This window comes from Pelotomaculum propionicicum (assembly GCF_048984525.1).
In the GTDB taxonomy this organism is placed as follows: domain Bacteria; phylum Bacillota; class Desulfotomaculia; order Desulfotomaculales; family Pelotomaculaceae; genus Syntrophopropionicum; species Syntrophopropionicum propionicicum_A.
This window is the reverse complement of record NZ_JBMGJC010000014.1, coordinates 32,422-46,737: the sequence shown is the minus strand read 5'-3', so window position 1 is coordinate 46,737 and position 14,316 is coordinate 32,422. Positions and strand designations below refer to the sequence as shown.

The window sequence follows — 14,316 nt, the reverse complement described above, 5'->3', positions numbered from 1 at the left end:
ACCTCCCGTTATATTAAATTCATTGTTACAATGACTTGACTACCTTAACCATGGAAGGGCGGATCACCTTGTCCTTTAAATAATAACCCCGCCGCAGTTCTTCAATAACCGTGTTGTCGGGATGCTCATCCGATTCCGCCCGCAGCACGGCCTCGTGGACCAGGGGATCAAACTGTTCGCCGACAGCGGGAATATGCGCGACCCCCTCCGCGGCCAGCACATCCATCAACTGCTTGTAGATCATCTGCACCCCGGACTTAAAACTTTCTATAGAGTTGCCTTCAGCCGACAGCGCCAGGTCAAAGTTGTCCAGTACCGGCAGCAGCGCGCTGACCAGCTTCTCGGAAGTATATTTATAGATCTCTTCCTTTTCCTGGCGAGTCCGGCGCCTGAAATTATCGTAGTCGGCCTGCAGCCGGATAAGGCGATCGTAGTTTTCATCGGCCCGTGACGTTTGTTCCGCCAGCATCTTTCGCAGGACCGCGGGGTCATTTTCACCCGCCGCTTCCCCGCCGGCTCCCCCAGTTCCCCCTGCTTCTCCGCCCGGTTCTACTTCCGCGGCGCCCTGGGCGCCTTCGGCAGAAACCGTTTCCGGTCCGTCCTGCTGACATTCGCCGCAGTCGTCATTTAACTTTTCCAGATCTTTTTCTTCATCATGCATGCCCACTCAAAATCACCTCGCTAAAACATTTTGCTGCTTTCCCTGGACTGCAGGTCTCTCTCAATTTCCTTTTCCTCGCGTTTCTTGATAATGGTATCTATCCTCAGTATCGCCTCGGCCACCTCACCGGCAGCCCTCAGGGCATATATTTTCACATCGGCCGGGTCTACAATCCCGCTTTCAAGCATATCCGCCACCTGGCCGCTGTCGCAGTCGATGGCCAGCGAGTTTTTCCCCGTTTCCGCCTGGGCGGCGATAACGTCACCCAGTTTTTCCAGCGGGTTGAACCCGGCATTGGCCGCAATCTGGGACAGGGGGCGCTTCAGCGCTTCCACCACGCAGTCCACACCGTAAGCAGCCATGCCGCGGATGCCCTCGCGCACTTTCTCCACCTCGCGGGCTACCGCCAGCTCCAGTGACCCGCCGCCCGGGACCACACCGCCTTTGATGGCTGACTGCACCGACGCGGCCGCGTCCCTGGCGATACGCTCCCTTTCGCCCACCACTTCCGAAGTGGCGGCCCCCACCAGCACCGTGGCCATGGGCTTACCGCCGCCGCCCAGGATCCAGACCTGCTCGAGTTTTTCGTCGTTATACACTCTATCGGCCCGGCCCAGGCACTTTTCCAAGTCCTCGCGCGTCTTTTTCAGGCCGGTGCGCTTCAGCATCCTGGCGCCGGTGTGTTCCGCCGCCTTGCGCAGCTCCTTGTTGGCCACCCGCTGGACCACCATCACTCCGGCGTCAGTCAGGATATCCTCGGCAGTGTCGCTGACCCCGCGGTCCACGAGGACCAGGCCTACGCCGAGCGCCGCAACTTTTTTTAAATTGCCGCTGAATTCCTCCTGCAGCTGCATGTAGCGCGCAAAGCCCGCTTCGGTGCGCAGGGCTTCCTCGTCGATCTCCTCCGGCTCCAGGGCGTCGTCAATAACCAGTACGCTTATATTTCTCAATTCACCGGGCATCTGGCGGCTTATCCGTTCCTTGTTAACAATGACGCCCATAAAGACCTCATTATCAGCCCCCTCTTCCGCCACAATTGTATCTGAGAACTTAAAATTTTTATCCTTCAGCTTCTCCTCGCCGATCATCACCGCGGCCTGCACCACCAGGTCGGCAATGTCCTCGTGGCTGCGGCCTGCTATCAGCGCCACCTGGCGGACCGCCCCGTCATCCAGGCCGGACACCCGGCGCGCCTGCTCGCGCATAATCTCCAGCGCCTTATTCAGGCCTACCCGCAGCCCTTCAATCACCCGGGCCACCGGGACTCCCCGCGCCACCTGCTCCACCCCGGAGCTTACCAGGGCGCCGGCCATCACGGTCGCCGTGGTGGTGCCGTCGCCGATTTCCTCCTGCTGCGCCCGCGCTATGTTGATGAGCATCCTGGCCGCGGGATGGTTCGCCTCCATCATGGTCAATATGGTCACACCGTCGTTGGTAATAACCACATCGCCGAATTTATCCACAAGCATGGTGTCCAGCCCCTTGGGGCCGAGAGTTCCCTCCACCGCGCTGGCAATAGCCCGGACAGCGTTGGAGTTGGTCATCAAGGCAGCCAGCCGCTCGTCCACATCCGACCCGGATGCCGCTTCCCTCTTCAGGCTCAAATACGGTAACCTCCTATCTCCCCCTGCCAAAGATCACGCGGTCCAGGGCTATGGAAAGATTCTTTGTTAAAAAGTCAACCACGCTGATTACCTTCGCGTAGTCCATCCTGGTCGGGCCCAGCACGCCGACGGTGCCGATTTTGCGGCCGCTTAAAGTGTATGGCGCGGCCACCACGCTGTAGTCCTTGATATCGTAATCTTTGATCTCCCCGCCTATCCTTACGGTAACGCCCTCGTCCCTGCTCTCGCCGGACAACAGCTCGCAGAGAAGCTTTTCCTGCTCCAGGATGCCCAGCATCGTCTTGACCCTTTCCACGTTGTGGAACTCCGGCTGGGTGAGCATGTTAAATACTCCGCCGAGGTAGATTTTGTCCTCTTCTTTTAAAGCCAGGCTGTCCTGGATCAGTTCCAGGGCCAGGTCCAGGATATGCTTGTGCCTGCCCAGCTCAAAATACAGTTCCTTGAGCAGGGTGATCTTTATGGTCTCCATGTTCAGGCCCTGCAGCTTGGCGTTTAATACTTTGGAAAGCGTCTCCAGGTCGCTGGCGATGATGCTTTCAGGAGTCTCGATCATCCTGTTGTGCACAGCCCCGTTGTCCATTACCACTATCACCATGGTCTGGGAAGGGTTCATCTGCACCAACTGGACGTGCTTGAAATTGTTCGGGCCCATCTGCTGGGTCAGCACCATTGATGTATAGCTGGTAAGCTGCGAGAGCAGGTTTCCGGTCCGCTGGATAACCCGGCCCACGTCCCTGGCTTTTGTTTCAAGCTGGCTGCGGATCAGCTCTTCCTCATCCCTGGTCAGCTCACGCTTTTTCATCAGGTAGTCCACATAATAGCGGTAACCGCGCACGGACGGGACACGCCCGGCGGAAGTATGCGGCTGTTCAATATAGCCCATCTCCTCGAGATCGGCCATCTCGTTGCGTATGGTGGCGGGACTCACTCCGAGCCCGTATTTTTTGGCTATAGTCCTGGATCCAACGGGTTCAGCGGTGGCTATAAAATCCTGAACGATGGCGAGAAGTACTTTTTGCTTGCGGTCGTCCATTACCGGAACCCCCTTTCATTGTTAGCACTCTATGACGCTGAGTGCTAAAAACACTTAAATAAAAAATAACAAACCTCTATATATTTGTCAAGGGAATAGGGAAAAAGGATTCACACAAATTCCCTAAAAACTATGTTGGCCAGCGGCAGTCCTTTTTTTGTAAGACACAGTCGGCCGCCGGACATTTCAAGCAGGCCTTTATCGATCAGGCCTTCTATTTCACGCCGGTAGATATCCTCGGCCCGCCGGCCGAAGCGTTTGTGAAAAAGGTCCAAATCAATGCCGCCGGTAAGCCTCAGCCCGAGAAACATCGTCTCTGACATTTCGTCTTCCGCCGACAGCAGCGTTTTGTTTTCTACCGGGTATTCTTCCCTGGAGAGTCTGTCAGAATACCTTTCCAGCGAAGCATCATTGGAAAACCTGGACCCGCCGATAAAAGAGTGGGCTGCCGGGCCGAGCCCCAGGTAAGGCCGGTTCAGCCAGTAAACCAGGTTGTGGGCGCACTGCCTGCCGGGTTTGGCGAAATTCGATATCTCGTAATGCTGATAGCCATGCGCTGTTAAAATCTCAATAGCTTCCTGGTACATTGCTTCTTCAGTCTCCTCGGGACAGGCGCAAATTTCACCGCGGGAGGCCGCCTCTGCCAGGGGAGTCCCTTTCTCCAACTGCAGCCCGTAGGCGGCAATATGCTCCGGGGCCATTTCCACAGCTTTATTCAGCGTCTCCCGCCAGTCATGGAGCGATTGGCCGGGGATGCCGCATATAAAATCCAGGTTAATGTTGTCAAAACCCGCTTTCCTGGCCAGCCGCACCGCTTCCAACGCCTGTCCCGCACTGTGGACCCGGCCCAGTACACCCAGCAGCCCGTCGTTGAACGACTGGACGCCGATGCTGAGCCTGTTCACCCCCGCCTCCAGCAGCTGGGCCAGGCCCGCGCTGTCAACAGTGCCGGGGTTGGCTTCCGCCGTGATTTCACAGCCGGCCGCCAGGGAAAAGGACGCCCGCACCTCGTCCAGCACCGTCCTGAACGAAGCCGGCGGCAGGGTGGTCGGAGTGCCGCCGCCAAAAAAAACGCTGGAGATGATTTTATCCTCACCAGCCAGCGTTGATCCGTAAAGGTTGATTTCTCTGATAAGGGACTCCAGGTATACCTTAACCCCCCGGCCACTCACCGGGTAGGAGGTAAAATCACAGTAAAGGCATTTTTTAATGCAGAATGGGACGTGTATATAAAGTCCGATAGGCATGACCGGACACCTCCGGAAATTGGGTCGTGAGACGTGAGTCATGGGATTCTGGCATTCCTCATGTAAATCTATATGATTGTAGGGCCGGCTTCAACCGGCCAATGTGCGACTAAATTCGCACCTACAGATCTCCCTAAGGTACCTGGTACCGATTATAATTTATTTAGCGCGTCAGCCAGAGCCTGTTTCTTTTCCGCGTCCTGCAGCCAGACCTTTACTACTTTCCAGACCTCGGGGCATTTTTGCTCGTTTTCCATGCCTACCACGGCCCTGACAGTCATATCCACGCGCCGGCGCTCCTCTTTTGTCGCGGGCTGTATGCCCAGTTCGCCTAAAAACGGTTTAAGGTGCCGGAGATAGCAGCTCATAATAAGCCCCCCTTATTTTTCGCCCAGGCCAAGGACGGCCATGAAGGCTTCCTGCGGAATTTCCACGCTGCCCACCTGTTTCATCCTTTTCTTGCCTTCTTTTTGTTTTTCGAGCAGCTTGCGCTTACGGGTTATGTCGCCGCCGTAACACTTGGCCAGGACGTCCTTGCGCACCGCTTTCACCGTTTCCCTGGCGATGACCTTGTTGCCAATGGAGGCCTGGATCGGCACTTCAAATAGGTGGCGCGGGATCAGGCTCCGCAGCCTTTCCACCAGCTGGCGCCCCCTGTAGTAGGCCTTGTCCTTGTGCACGATGATTGACAGCGCGTCCAGCACTTCGCCCGCGATAAGGATATCAAGTTTGACCAGGTCGGACTGCCTGTACCCGGCCAGTTCGTAGTCAAGGGAGGCATAGCCCTTGGTGCGCGACTTGAGCTGGTCGAAGAAGTCATATATGATCTCGCTGAGCGGCATATCGTAAGTCAGCATCACCCTGCTTACGCCCATGTACTCCATGTTGTTGAATACGCTGCGGCGTTCCTGGCAGAGTTCCATCACCGCGCCCACAAAGTCCTTGGGGGCCATGATGGTGGCCCTGACATAAGGCTCCTCAATGTATTCCACATTGCCGGCCGGGGGTATTTTGCTGGGGTTTTCGATCTCTAATATTTCTCCCGCCGTTGTCGTCACCCGGTAAACGACGTTGGGGGCGGTGGTAATCAGGTTCAGCCCGTATTCGCGCTCCAGCCGCTCCTGGACTATCTCCATATGCAGCAGCCCCAGGAAACCGCAGCGGAAGCCAAACCCAAGCGCCTCGGAAGTTTCCGGCTCGTAGGTAAGCGAGGCGTCGTTCAGGCTGAGCTTTTCCATGGCCTCCCGCAAATCGCCGTAATCGACGGTGTCGGCCGTGTAAAGCCCGCAGTACACCATCGGGGTCGCCCGGCGGTAGCCCGGCAGGGGCACCGGCGCCGGCCTGGCGGCGTCTGTAACAGTGTCGCCCACCCGGCAGTCCTTCACGTTTTTTATGCTGGCCGCGATAAAGCCCACCTCGCCGGTATGCAGCACGCCTATGCTGGTCAGGGAAGGCTTGAAGATGCCAACCTCGTTCACTTCAAATACCTTGCCGGTGGCCATCATCCTGACTTGCATGCCCGTTTTCACCGAGCCTTCCATGACACGGATATAAGCTATAACGCCTTTATATGGGTCGTAGTGCGAGTCAAATATCAGCGCCCGCAGGGGCGAACCGGCCTGGCCGCCGGGCGGCGGGATGATTTTCACTATCTTTTCCAGGATCTCTTCGATGCCGCTGCCGCTTTTCGCTGAAGCCAGCACCGCATCCGACACGTCCAGCCCGATAACGTCTTCTATCTCTTTTTTAACCCCGTCCGGGTCCGCGCTGGGCAGGTCGATTTTATTTATCACCGGGATGATCTCAAGGTTATGCTCCAGGGCCAGGTAGACGTTGGCCAGGGTCTGGGCCTCGATCCCCTGCGCCGCGTCAACGACCAGCAGAGCCCCCTCGCAGGCGGCCAGGCTGCGCGAGACCTCGTAGGAAAAGTCCACATGCCCCGGCGTGTCAATCAAATTCAACTGGTATTCCAGGCCGTCCTTTGCCCTGTAGTACAAACGCACGGCCTGCATTTTTATGGTTATGCCCCGCTCCCTTTCCAGGTCCATCTGGTCAAGCACCTGGTCGGTCATTTCCCTGCCGCTCAGCGCTCCCGTGTACTCCAGCAGCCTGTCGGCCAGGGTCGATTTACCGTGGTCGATGTGGGCGATGATGCAAAAATTCCGGATTCTATCTTTCTCCCATTCCATTGACGGACCTCCGTGTATATATAAACAACCATATAATTATATCACCGTCGCAGGTGGGTATCAATCTTTTGGTGACAGTGCGACACAGGGGACGCTCGTTGTCGCATTCAAACACAGGGAAATGTTCTTTTTGTTTCCTTTGTGAAATAAAACACTTAATGAAAGGGCCAGCCACTCCAATAGCGACACGTAGGTTATACTACGAAAGTACAGAGCTACAAGCTAATGGAGGAGCTGGCCTATTGTGAAGTATACCCACTTTTGCAGCAAGGGAAACAGGGGGACGTTCTTAGTTTTCCTTTCAGTTCTCTGCCACCTAACATGTTCACAGTGGGCATCAACTGTTTACCACGCAAACCTGCCGCACAACAGGTCCAACTATTCTTCCAATGTAATAAGGTCTTCCCAACTTGAAGAATAGAAGATTAAATCTTCTTTCAGTACCTCTATCCACTCATTTAGTTTTGTCGATGTTTCGGACAAAAAAACCTTAACGCTGCGGCTTGTACTATCTGAAAAACTGGCCGCCTGCTCCCGGTATATCCTGAGCTTTTCTGAATCGGTATATGGTGTGGCCTGGTCCAGCGGCAGGGCCAAACTGACCCTCTCACCGAGAAAATCAACCTGAAACAGACCTGGACCCTGTCTCTCCACTTTAAACGCGTATAAAGGGACCTCCGGGCGGACCCGGTAATTGAATTCGGCAACCGAGACTGTTACTCCCCAGACCACCGCGGCGGCGCATAACAGAAGCGTAAGCCTAAACCTTGTCCATTCCATAGATATTGCTCCATAATCGGGGACTGAGTCGTGAGCCGTGGACGTCGAGTATCCGTAGATTATCTATCCCTATATTCTCAAGTCCAAGCCTCAACGAGCGTGTCCCCGTCCGTATTATTAATATTATGACCTTACTTAACACTTGTAAAACAGTCAACATAGGCACATTAGCGCATTAGGACAGTTGTGCTTCCCTGTGCCAAGTAGCTGCGCGAGAACTGGTCCCTTTGCTAAGCGTGTCAAAAGAACCGTCCCCTTGACACGATCGTGTCAAGGGGACGGTTCTTTTGACACGGTTTATTCTCCAACGAGTACGTCAGCCACCACGCCAGCTATGAGCCGGGCGGAGCGGACCGCTTCCTCGCAGGAGTTTTCTGTTGTGCCCACTTCCAGCAGGACCGCACGCGGGTGCAGGGACTGGTTGTAGAGACCGTCCTTTACCCTGACCCCAAGGGAAAGCCCCGGATACTTTTCATTTATCCTGTCTGAAAGGTCAACAGCGAAGGCGTAGTTCTGCCGCCAGGCCGGAAAAGGCCTGCGGGCGTCTGAACCAACAATAAACAGTACGGGCGCCAGGGTCTGGCCGTCAATATTTACAACACTCTGCTCCCTGGTCTTGCCGGAATCACGGTGGATGTCAAAGACAACGCCGGCTTTCGGGTTTGCTGAAAGGAGCTCGCGGGCCGTTTTTTCCGACTCAAGATAAGACAAGTTGTAGTCTGTATCATTGATCTTGTCAGACCTGGCCACCTTTATCCCATAACTGCTTTCGAGTGTTTCCTGCATGGCGGCCGCTACCGTTACCACCCCGCCGTGCCGCCCATCCAGCCTTTCGACCCCGTCGGTGAGGCTGTATGTTTCACCGGTATGGGTATTATATATACAGACCAGGCTCTCCCCGGTCAGGGCGGGGACCTCGTTCCCCCCCCCTACATCTAAACCGGGGCCTGTCACAATGGCTGAATCCGGGTACTCAACCGCGGCCAGCAGCGGTATCTGTGACTGCAGGACCGCGGCCGGGCTGAGCAGGTTTACCCTTCCCACAACTCCGGCGCAGCTTAAAAAAGCCTCCGTAACCGACGGGACCGCGCCGTCACCCTCAAAACTGCTCCAGCGGAGTATCGGCAGCGCTGCTTTTATAATCTGCAGGGGCTCAGCCCGGTATGATTCCAGGACCCTGCCAGGCAGTTCCTTTATAGCGCCGGCAGCTGAAGGGTAAGCTGTGAAAATGGCGGGAATTATCTTGATGAGGCAGTATGAGAGCAAAAATAAAATGCCAATAACCTTAATGTACAGGCGGCCCTGAAAAGCCCTCCTGTACCTGCTGGCTGGAACAGAATACATGATAAACCCCCCGTTCGGGCTTGCTGATTAATTTTATGCCCGGAGCGGGGGGTTTATGTGGGTGAGCTGTCATCGCAAGGCAGTTGGTACAAAAGCATCAATTAGTCCGATAATAAATGCTGAAATTAAAGCTCCGACAACACTCACGCTGAGCAAGTTGGGGATAATAAACTGGGCCAGATAAATAACCACCGCCGCTGTTATGAATCCCACCAGGCCCCTGCTCTGCGGGGAAATACGGTCACCCAGCAGAGCCTCGGCCACATACCCGAGGACGGCTATTACGACAGCGGCAATCAGCGCTCCAACAAATCCCCCTCTCACCACGAAACCGGGTGAAAGCCAGCTTACGACAATTAAAACAAGTGCTGAAACAACAAACCTGATAATAACTCCCAGCCACTGCATAATCATTATCACCTCCTGTCTCTCGCAGTCTAAAAATAGCTTTAACCAAAAAATCAAAGGATATACCGGTAACCCTTGCATTTTTTTTCTGCGCATGGTAAAATGGTTGCCGTTGGGAGGTGAGAACAACATGCCAAATATCAAATCCGCCATCAAAAGGGTTGAGGTAACCCGCAAGCGGACGATACGTAACGCCAGGATCAAGTCCGCTCTGAGGACCACTATCAGAAGGTTCGAGGAGGCTATGAAAGCTGCCGACCGCGATGAAGCCGGTTTAAAACTCAGGAAGGCTGTAGTTGCCATTGACAAGGCTGTTACGAAAGGCATTTTACATAAAAATGCAGCTTCACGTAAAAAATCACGCCTGACCAAAAGGTTCAACAAGCTTACAGGGTAACAAAATCATGAAAAGCAGAGCCACAGCTTGCAAGCTGTGGCTTTTTGTATAATGCATAATATGGAAGGTCTTTACTGCTTTTAGCATGGAATTATCTTATATTATCTCAATCGGCATAACAATAATGATCCTTTCTTTCATTTCAGGTTTCACTATAGGCGGGTACCTGATTATTTTAGCGCTCGCCTGGTGGGCCTATTTTCTGTTTACATATAACAAAACAAAGGGAAGAATTGCAATCAGCGTGCTCTTGGCGTTGTCTTTGGTCGAAGCATATTTGTTAATCGCCTGATATCTAATAACTCAGTGGCTACAGATACCGATTTTTTTCTTTACGGACTCTAAGCGTGTCAAAAGAACCGTCCCCTTGACACGATCGTGTCAAAAGAACCGTCCCCTTGACACGGTTTATTTTTTGGGCAGGAGGACGTGGTCGAGGAGCATGCACAGCAGCATGCCGGCGATAAACCCGTTGCCCAGGATGTACTGGGCGAACGCGGGGATACCCGCGAAGGAGCCGCCCGGCAGGTTCATCACGCCGGTCCCTATAAGGAGCGGCAGCCCCACCACAAAGTAGTCCCTGGCGTTAAACTCCAGCCTGGCGTAATCTTTCAGCCCGAAGCCGAGCATCTGGCAGAAGGAGGCCAGCAGCACCGAATAGCCCACCGGCGGGGGAATCGACGCCAGAAAAGCGCCCACCTGCGGCAGCAGGCCCATGACCACCAGGGCAGCGGCAAATACGACAAACGGCAGCCTGGCGGCGACCCTGGTCAGGGCGACCATGCCGGCGCCGGCCGAATACGGCACAAAGCCCACCGTCGCCCCCAGCCCGGCCAGGATATCGGCGAAGCCGGTAAATACCACGCCTCTGTTGTATGACTTCTGGGGCAGCTCTATATTCAGAACCCTCTCCATGGCCAGGATGCTGGCCACCAGGTTGGACAGCACCAGCAGGCCGGTGAGGACCGAAACAAATACTATGCCCGGATCAAAAGTCGGCGTGCCCCAGGCAAATAATTGCGGCAGCGCGACCACCGCGTCCGACCTGATAAACTCCCCGGAGGGGACCCCTGCCAGCACGGCCAGGGCCCACCCCGCCGCGGTGCCGGCCAGTATGGCGATGCTCTTCAAGAACCCCCTGGCCTTAAGGTTGATCACCACGACCATGGCCACAACAACCAGCGACACAAAGGCTGACCTCAGGTCTATACTCCCCCCGTCGCTGATCCCGAACATTCCCCTGACAAAGGTACCGCTTAACTGCAGCCCCAGCAATACCAGCACGGAGCCGGTAACAGCGGGCGTAAAAAGTTTCAAAGCCTTGCCGATCAGGCCGGTCATGCCCACAACCACCAGGATCACTCCAGCCACCATCACGCCAAACTCCAGGTCGGTGCGCAGCAGGCTCAGGGGCTTGCCCAACCCCGGCGCCATGGCCGCCAGGGTGATGAAAATACCCCACCACATGCCGGACGGGCCTTCGATAATAGGCAGGCGGTGGCCGAAGCAGACTTGCAGCAGCGACGCCAGGGCTTGGAAAAAGAAAGTGCGCTGGGCCAGGGTGGCGATGCCGGCCTGGTCAAGTCCCAAAGCGCTTCCCACTACAATCGGCAGGACCGCCGAGTTGGCCACGGTAAAACCCAGCCACTGCACGGCATATGTAAGCGTCCGGTTTAAAGGCGGGCGGTCTTCCAGGTTATATAACAGCTCACTGTTTTCGCTCAAAATCTTACCACTCAATTTTCATAAAATCTTGTTTCATTATATATAATTACCTGTTATCTTAAAAGGAATAATTCGCTGTAAAAATTGCTTGAATATTGGAATTATTGGGTTTTGTGAAGGTATTTCCCGAATCAGATAGAAAATTAATAAACCAACAGAGGCAATAATAACCAATCTATTAAAAACAGGTGATAACTTGGTGGGATACCGACACTGTCAAATACTAATTACCGGAGGGGGCACCGCGGGGCTCGCGGTCGCTTCACGGCTAATTAAAAGCCGGCCGGGCGCTGATATCGTCCTGCTCGACCCCGCGCGCAAACACTATTACCAGCCGGCGTGGGTGTTCGCAGGGGCCGGCATCATAGAAAAGGAAGCCTCAGTACGCGACCTGAAATCTTTAATCCCGGACAAAGTCCATTTTCTCCAGGAGGCTGCGGCGGCCCTGCACCCCGGAGAAAATTATATTGTTACTGATCAGGGGAAGAAAATAAGTTATGACTACCTGGTCCTGGCTCCCGGTATCATCCCGGACTGGTCGGGCATCAAGGGGCTGCGGGAATCAATAGGCCGGGACGGCGTCGTAAGCGTGTATTCGTACGAACACCTGGACGAAACCTGGCGCAGTATCAGGGATTTCCAGGGAGGCAACGCTGTTTTCACCCTGCCCGGCTCACCCGTGAAATGCCCCTCCGCCCCCCAAAAAGTAATGTACCTGGCGGAAGAGTATTTTACCAAAAAAGGTGTGCGCGAGGACTCGGACCTGATCTTTTTCTCGGCCAAGGACAACATCTGTGAAGTGAAAAAGTATATTGCAGCCCTGAATAAAGTAATAGACCGGAAAAGGATCAAGGTCTTTTACAAACACAAGCTGCTGGAAATAGATGCCCTTGCAAAAGAGGCGACCTTTGAGTGCCTGGAAACCGGTAGCAAAAAAACAGTGGCGTACTCCATGCTGCACGTAACTCCCCCCTTTAAGCTCCCGCCCTTCATAAAAGAAAGCGGCTTGGCCAATAAAAACGGGTTTGTTGACGTGGACCACTATACCCTGCAGCATAAAGTATATAAAAACGTCTTCGCTTTGGGCGACGCGGCGGACCTGCCCACGTCCAAAACCGGCGCCGCGGCCAGAAAACAAGCGCAGGTAGTCACAGAGAACTTACTGCGCCGGCTGAAAGACAGGTCTATGGACTGCAGGTACAACGGGTATACTTCCTGCCCCATAATCACAGGGTACGGGAAAGTGGTTCTGATGGAATTCGACTATGAGAAAAATCCGTGTGAGACATTTCCGTTTAACCAGGCCAGGGAGAGATACAGCATGTATCTTCTTGACAAAAACGTCCTGCCGCATTTGTACTGGAATTACATACTAACAGGAAAGATGTAACTCAAAATTGCATGTGTGGCTTCAGCCGCACATTGGTCGGCTGAAGCCGACCCTACAGCACCATAGAGACTTTAAAATATTCATCCTCGCGGTCCGGCGCAAAGCTTTAGTATAAAATGTTCCACCGCCGGGTAAAACTCCTGCCCGCCGGTCTTCACCGCCACATCCACGTCCAGCAGGCCTTCGATGGCGTGGACCAGGCTCTCCCTGCTGTAATTTTTACACTGCGCGGAGATTTTTTGCGCAACATAGGGGTGCATTTTGAGCCGCGCGGCGATTTCCCTGGGCGGGCAGCCGCGCCCGGCCAGGTCGTGCACCTGCAGCAAAAGCCTGAACTGCCTTGCGATCATGGAAAGTATCTTCAGCGGCGGCTCCTTCGCCGCCAGCATGTCTTTGATGCCGCTCAGGGCCTCACCGCAGCGCCGGCTTCCCACCGCGTCGACAATAGTGAAAATGTTATCCTCCAGGACGGGCGGGCACAGCCTGCGCACGTCCTCCGGAGCGATCACCCCGCTCTGCTCCGTATAATTGAGCAGTTTGTCGAACTCTACGGTCAGTTTTTGCAGGGACGGGCCAACCGCGTCCAGCAGTTCGTCCAGGGCCCGGCCGGAAAACTTCCTGCCGGCCTTCCCGGCTTTCTGCGTCAGCCAGCGGGCCAGGTCGGCCCGGCTCAGGGGAGTGAAGTCCACCGCTTTCCCGGCCTCTTTAACCGCCTTGAAAATGCGCTTCCTTTTGTCCACCGGCTCGCCGGTATTAAAGACCAGGACCGTCGAGAGCAGGGGGTCTTTTAAATATTTCAGCAGCACAGTTTCCCCGCCGGCCGCGGGAAGGGCCTCTGTTTCCTCCGGAGCTTCACGGCCGGCCTTTTTGGCGGCCTTGAAAAAAGAGGGGTTTTTAACCACGACCAGGCGCCTTTCGGCGAACAGCGGCAGGGTTTCCGCGCTGGCGGCGATATCCCCGGGGCGAGCCGTTTCACCGTCGACAAGGTCGATGTTAAAGTCCGACCCGCCGCCTTGCAGGCAGAAATCTACCAGGCTGTTTACAGCCTGCTCCCGCAGCCAGCCCTCCTCGCCGTAAAAAAGGTAGACCGGGTGGAGGACTCCCCGTTTAATGCTGTTTAAAAGTTCAATATAGTAATCCACTGCAATACCACACCTTATTTTTTGCCGAGCCTGGCCTGGACCGCCGCCACCTTGCCGGCCGCGGTCAGCGCCTTGTCCCTGCGGTCATCGACGCGGATGGTGGTGACCACCCTCCCCGCGCCCTTGATAAAGGGCTGCTCGTGCATCAGCCTGACCACTTCCAGCACCCGGCCGAGCTCGCCCTCGATGACCGTGGACATGGGAGTCAGCTGCCAGGAGACCCCTTCCGCCCCCTCCAGCACTTCCAGGCATCCGGCGACATAGCCGCTCAGGCTGGCGGAAGCCGTCCCGACCGGGACTATGGTCACGTCAACTACAGCCATCTCCACTCACCCCCCGCGGATTTTCCTTTATTATATTAAATTTGGGCCGCCT

The 14,316-nt window shown here is 55.1% G+C and carries 15 protein-coding genes; 3 read left to right on the top strand and 12 right to left on the bottom strand.

The genetic code is table 11. From position 1 onward, the window contains the following. Positions 1 to 25 precede the first annotated feature (25 nt). The 9 genes from grpE to ACOBQJ_RS14460 all read right to left on the bottom strand — a co-directional run bounded on the left by grpE (position 26) and on the right by ACOBQJ_RS14460 (position 9,287). Entirely contained in the window at positions 26 to 661 is a 636-nt protein-coding gene (gene grpE, locus ACOBQJ_RS14500) for a nucleotide exchange factor GrpE (RefSeq protein WP_421072531.1), read from the bottom strand. Positions 662 to 681: 20 nt separating this feature from the next. After that, positions 682 to 2,265 (bottom strand): TCP-1/cpn60 chaperonin family protein, encoded by a 1,584-nt coding sequence (locus ACOBQJ_RS14495; RefSeq protein ID WP_421072484.1) that lies wholly within the window; start codon positions 2,263 to 2,265, stop codon positions 682 to 684. A gap of 13 nt (positions 2,266 to 2,278) precedes the next feature. Beyond that, positions 2,279 to 3,319: a heat-inducible transcriptional repressor HrcA gene (hrcA, locus tag ACOBQJ_RS14490; RefSeq protein WP_421072483.1), complete on the bottom strand. Its 1,041-nt coding sequence runs from the start codon at positions 3,317 to 3,319 to the stop codon at positions 2,279 to 2,281. Between the two features lie 110 nt (positions 3,320 to 3,429). Continuing rightward, positions 3,430 to 4,566: a radical SAM family heme chaperone HemW gene (hemW, locus tag ACOBQJ_RS14485; RefSeq protein ID WP_421072482.1), complete on the bottom strand. Its 1,137-nt coding sequence runs from the start codon at positions 4,564 to 4,566 to the stop codon at positions 3,430 to 3,432. 152 nt (positions 4,567 to 4,718) lie between these two features. Further along, entirely contained in the window at positions 4,719 to 4,934 is a 216-nt protein-coding gene (locus ACOBQJ_RS14480) for a hypothetical protein (RefSeq protein WP_421072481.1), read from the bottom strand. A 12-nt stretch (positions 4,935 to 4,946) separates the two neighbouring features. Continuing rightward, positions 4,947 to 6,755 carry a translation elongation factor 4 gene (gene lepA / locus ACOBQJ_RS14475; RefSeq protein ID WP_421072480.1) on the bottom strand — a complete coding sequence of 603 codons (1,809 nt, stop codon included), beginning with the start codon at positions 6,753 to 6,755 and terminating at the stop codon, positions 4,947 to 4,949. 378 nt (positions 6,756 to 7,133) lie between these two features. Continuing rightward, a complete protein-coding gene (locus ACOBQJ_RS14470) occupies positions 7,134 to 7,535 on the bottom strand; it encodes a hypothetical protein (protein WP_421072479.1) in 402 nt (133 codons plus the stop codon). Positions 7,536 to 7,832: 297 nt separating this feature from the next. Then, positions 7,833 to 8,879 carry a stage II sporulation protein P gene (gene spoIIP, locus ACOBQJ_RS14465; protein WP_421072478.1) on the bottom strand — a complete coding sequence of 349 codons (1,047 nt, stop codon included), beginning with the start codon at positions 8,877 to 8,879 and terminating at the stop codon, positions 7,833 to 7,835. A 69-nt stretch (positions 8,880 to 8,948) separates the two neighbouring features. Further along, positions 8,949 to 9,287 carry a phage holin family protein gene (locus tag ACOBQJ_RS14460; RefSeq protein ID WP_421072530.1) on the bottom strand — a complete coding sequence of 113 codons (339 nt, stop codon included), beginning with the start codon at positions 9,285 to 9,287 and terminating at the stop codon, positions 8,949 to 8,951. A 130-nt stretch (positions 9,288 to 9,417) separates the two neighbouring features. Here ACOBQJ_RS14460 and rpsT point away from each other — a divergent pair, with 130 nt between their 5' ends. Together rpsT and ACOBQJ_RS14450 are read left to right on the top strand one after the other, a co-directional pair. Continuing rightward, complete coding sequence (gene rpsT, locus ACOBQJ_RS14455; RefSeq protein WP_421072477.1) at positions 9,418 to 9,684, top strand: 30S ribosomal protein S20; 267 nt, start codon at positions 9,418 to 9,420, stop codon at positions 9,682 to 9,684. An 85-nt stretch (positions 9,685 to 9,769) separates the two neighbouring features. Beyond that, positions 9,770 to 9,976 carry a hypothetical protein gene (locus ACOBQJ_RS14450; protein ID WP_421072476.1) on the top strand — a complete coding sequence of 69 codons (207 nt, stop codon included), beginning with the start codon at positions 9,770 to 9,772 and terminating at the stop codon, positions 9,974 to 9,976. 116 nt (positions 9,977 to 10,092) lie between these two features. Here ACOBQJ_RS14450 and ACOBQJ_RS14445 read toward each other — a convergent pair whose 3' ends face one another. Then, positions 10,093 to 11,424 carry a uracil-xanthine permease family protein gene (locus tag ACOBQJ_RS14445; RefSeq protein WP_421072475.1) on the bottom strand — a complete coding sequence of 444 codons (1,332 nt, stop codon included), beginning with the start codon at positions 11,422 to 11,424 and terminating at the stop codon, positions 10,093 to 10,095. Positions 11,425 to 11,608: 184 nt separating this feature from the next. Between ACOBQJ_RS14445 and ACOBQJ_RS14440 the strand changes: the two genes are divergently transcribed. Then, positions 11,609 to 12,799 carry an FAD/NAD(P)-binding oxidoreductase gene (locus ACOBQJ_RS14440; RefSeq protein WP_421072529.1) on the top strand — a complete coding sequence of 397 codons (1,191 nt, stop codon included), beginning with the start codon at positions 11,609 to 11,611 and terminating at the stop codon, positions 12,797 to 12,799. Positions 12,800 to 12,879: 80 nt separating this feature from the next. Here ACOBQJ_RS14440 and holA read toward each other — a convergent pair whose 3' ends face one another. Both holA and ACOBQJ_RS14430 read right to left on the bottom strand, forming a co-directional pair. Further along, positions 12,880 to 13,941, bottom strand: coding sequence for a DNA polymerase III subunit delta (holA, locus tag ACOBQJ_RS14435; RefSeq protein ID WP_421072474.1), 1,062 nt, complete (start codon positions 13,939 to 13,941; stop codon positions 12,880 to 12,882). A gap of 14 nt (positions 13,942 to 13,955) precedes the next feature. Further along, complete coding sequence (locus tag ACOBQJ_RS14430; RefSeq protein ID WP_421072473.1) at positions 13,956 to 14,264, bottom strand: MTH1187 family thiamine-binding protein; 309 nt, start codon at positions 14,262 to 14,264, stop codon at positions 13,956 to 13,958. Positions 14,265 to 14,316: the final 52 nt, after the last annotated feature.

Excerpts from the sequence above, each read along its gene's own strand:
- grpE (WP_421072531.1), bottom strand. The coding sequence starts at position 661 with ATGCATGATGAAGAAAAAGATCTGGAAAAGTTAAATGACGACTGCGGC.
- hrcA (WP_421072483.1), bottom strand. The coding sequence starts at position 3,319 with ATGGACGACCGCAAGCAAAAAGTACTTCTCGCCATCGTTCAGGATTTT.
- hemW (WP_421072482.1), bottom strand. The coding sequence starts at position 4,566 with ATGCCTATCGGACTTTATATACACGTCCCATTCTGCATTAAAAAATGC.
- ACOBQJ_RS14480 (WP_421072481.1), bottom strand. The coding sequence starts at position 4,934 with ATGAGCTGCTATCTCCGGCACCTTAAACCGTTTTTAGGCGAACTGGGC.
- lepA (WP_421072480.1), bottom strand. The coding sequence starts at position 6,755 with ATGGAATGGGAGAAAGATAGAATCCGGAATTTTTGCATCATCGCCCAC.
- ACOBQJ_RS14470 (WP_421072479.1), bottom strand. The coding sequence starts at position 7,535 with ATGGAATGGACAAGGTTTAGGCTTACGCTTCTGTTATGCGCCGCCGCG.
- spoIIP (WP_421072478.1), bottom strand. The coding sequence starts at position 8,879 with ATGTATTCTGTTCCAGCCAGCAGGTACAGGAGGGCTTTTCAGGGCCGC.
- ACOBQJ_RS14460 (WP_421072530.1), bottom strand. The coding sequence starts at position 9,287 with ATGCAGTGGCTGGGAGTTATTATCAGGTTTGTTGTTTCAGCACTTGTT.
- rpsT (WP_421072477.1), top strand. The coding sequence starts at position 9,418 with ATGCCAAATATCAAATCCGCCATCAAAAGGGTTGAGGTAACCCGCAAG.
- ACOBQJ_RS14450 (WP_421072476.1), top strand. The coding sequence starts at position 9,770 with ATGGAATTATCTTATATTATCTCAATCGGCATAACAATAATGATCCTT.
- ACOBQJ_RS14430 (WP_421072473.1), bottom strand. The coding sequence starts at position 14,264 with ATGGCTGTAGTTGACGTGACCATAGTCCCGGTCGGGACGGCTTCCGCC.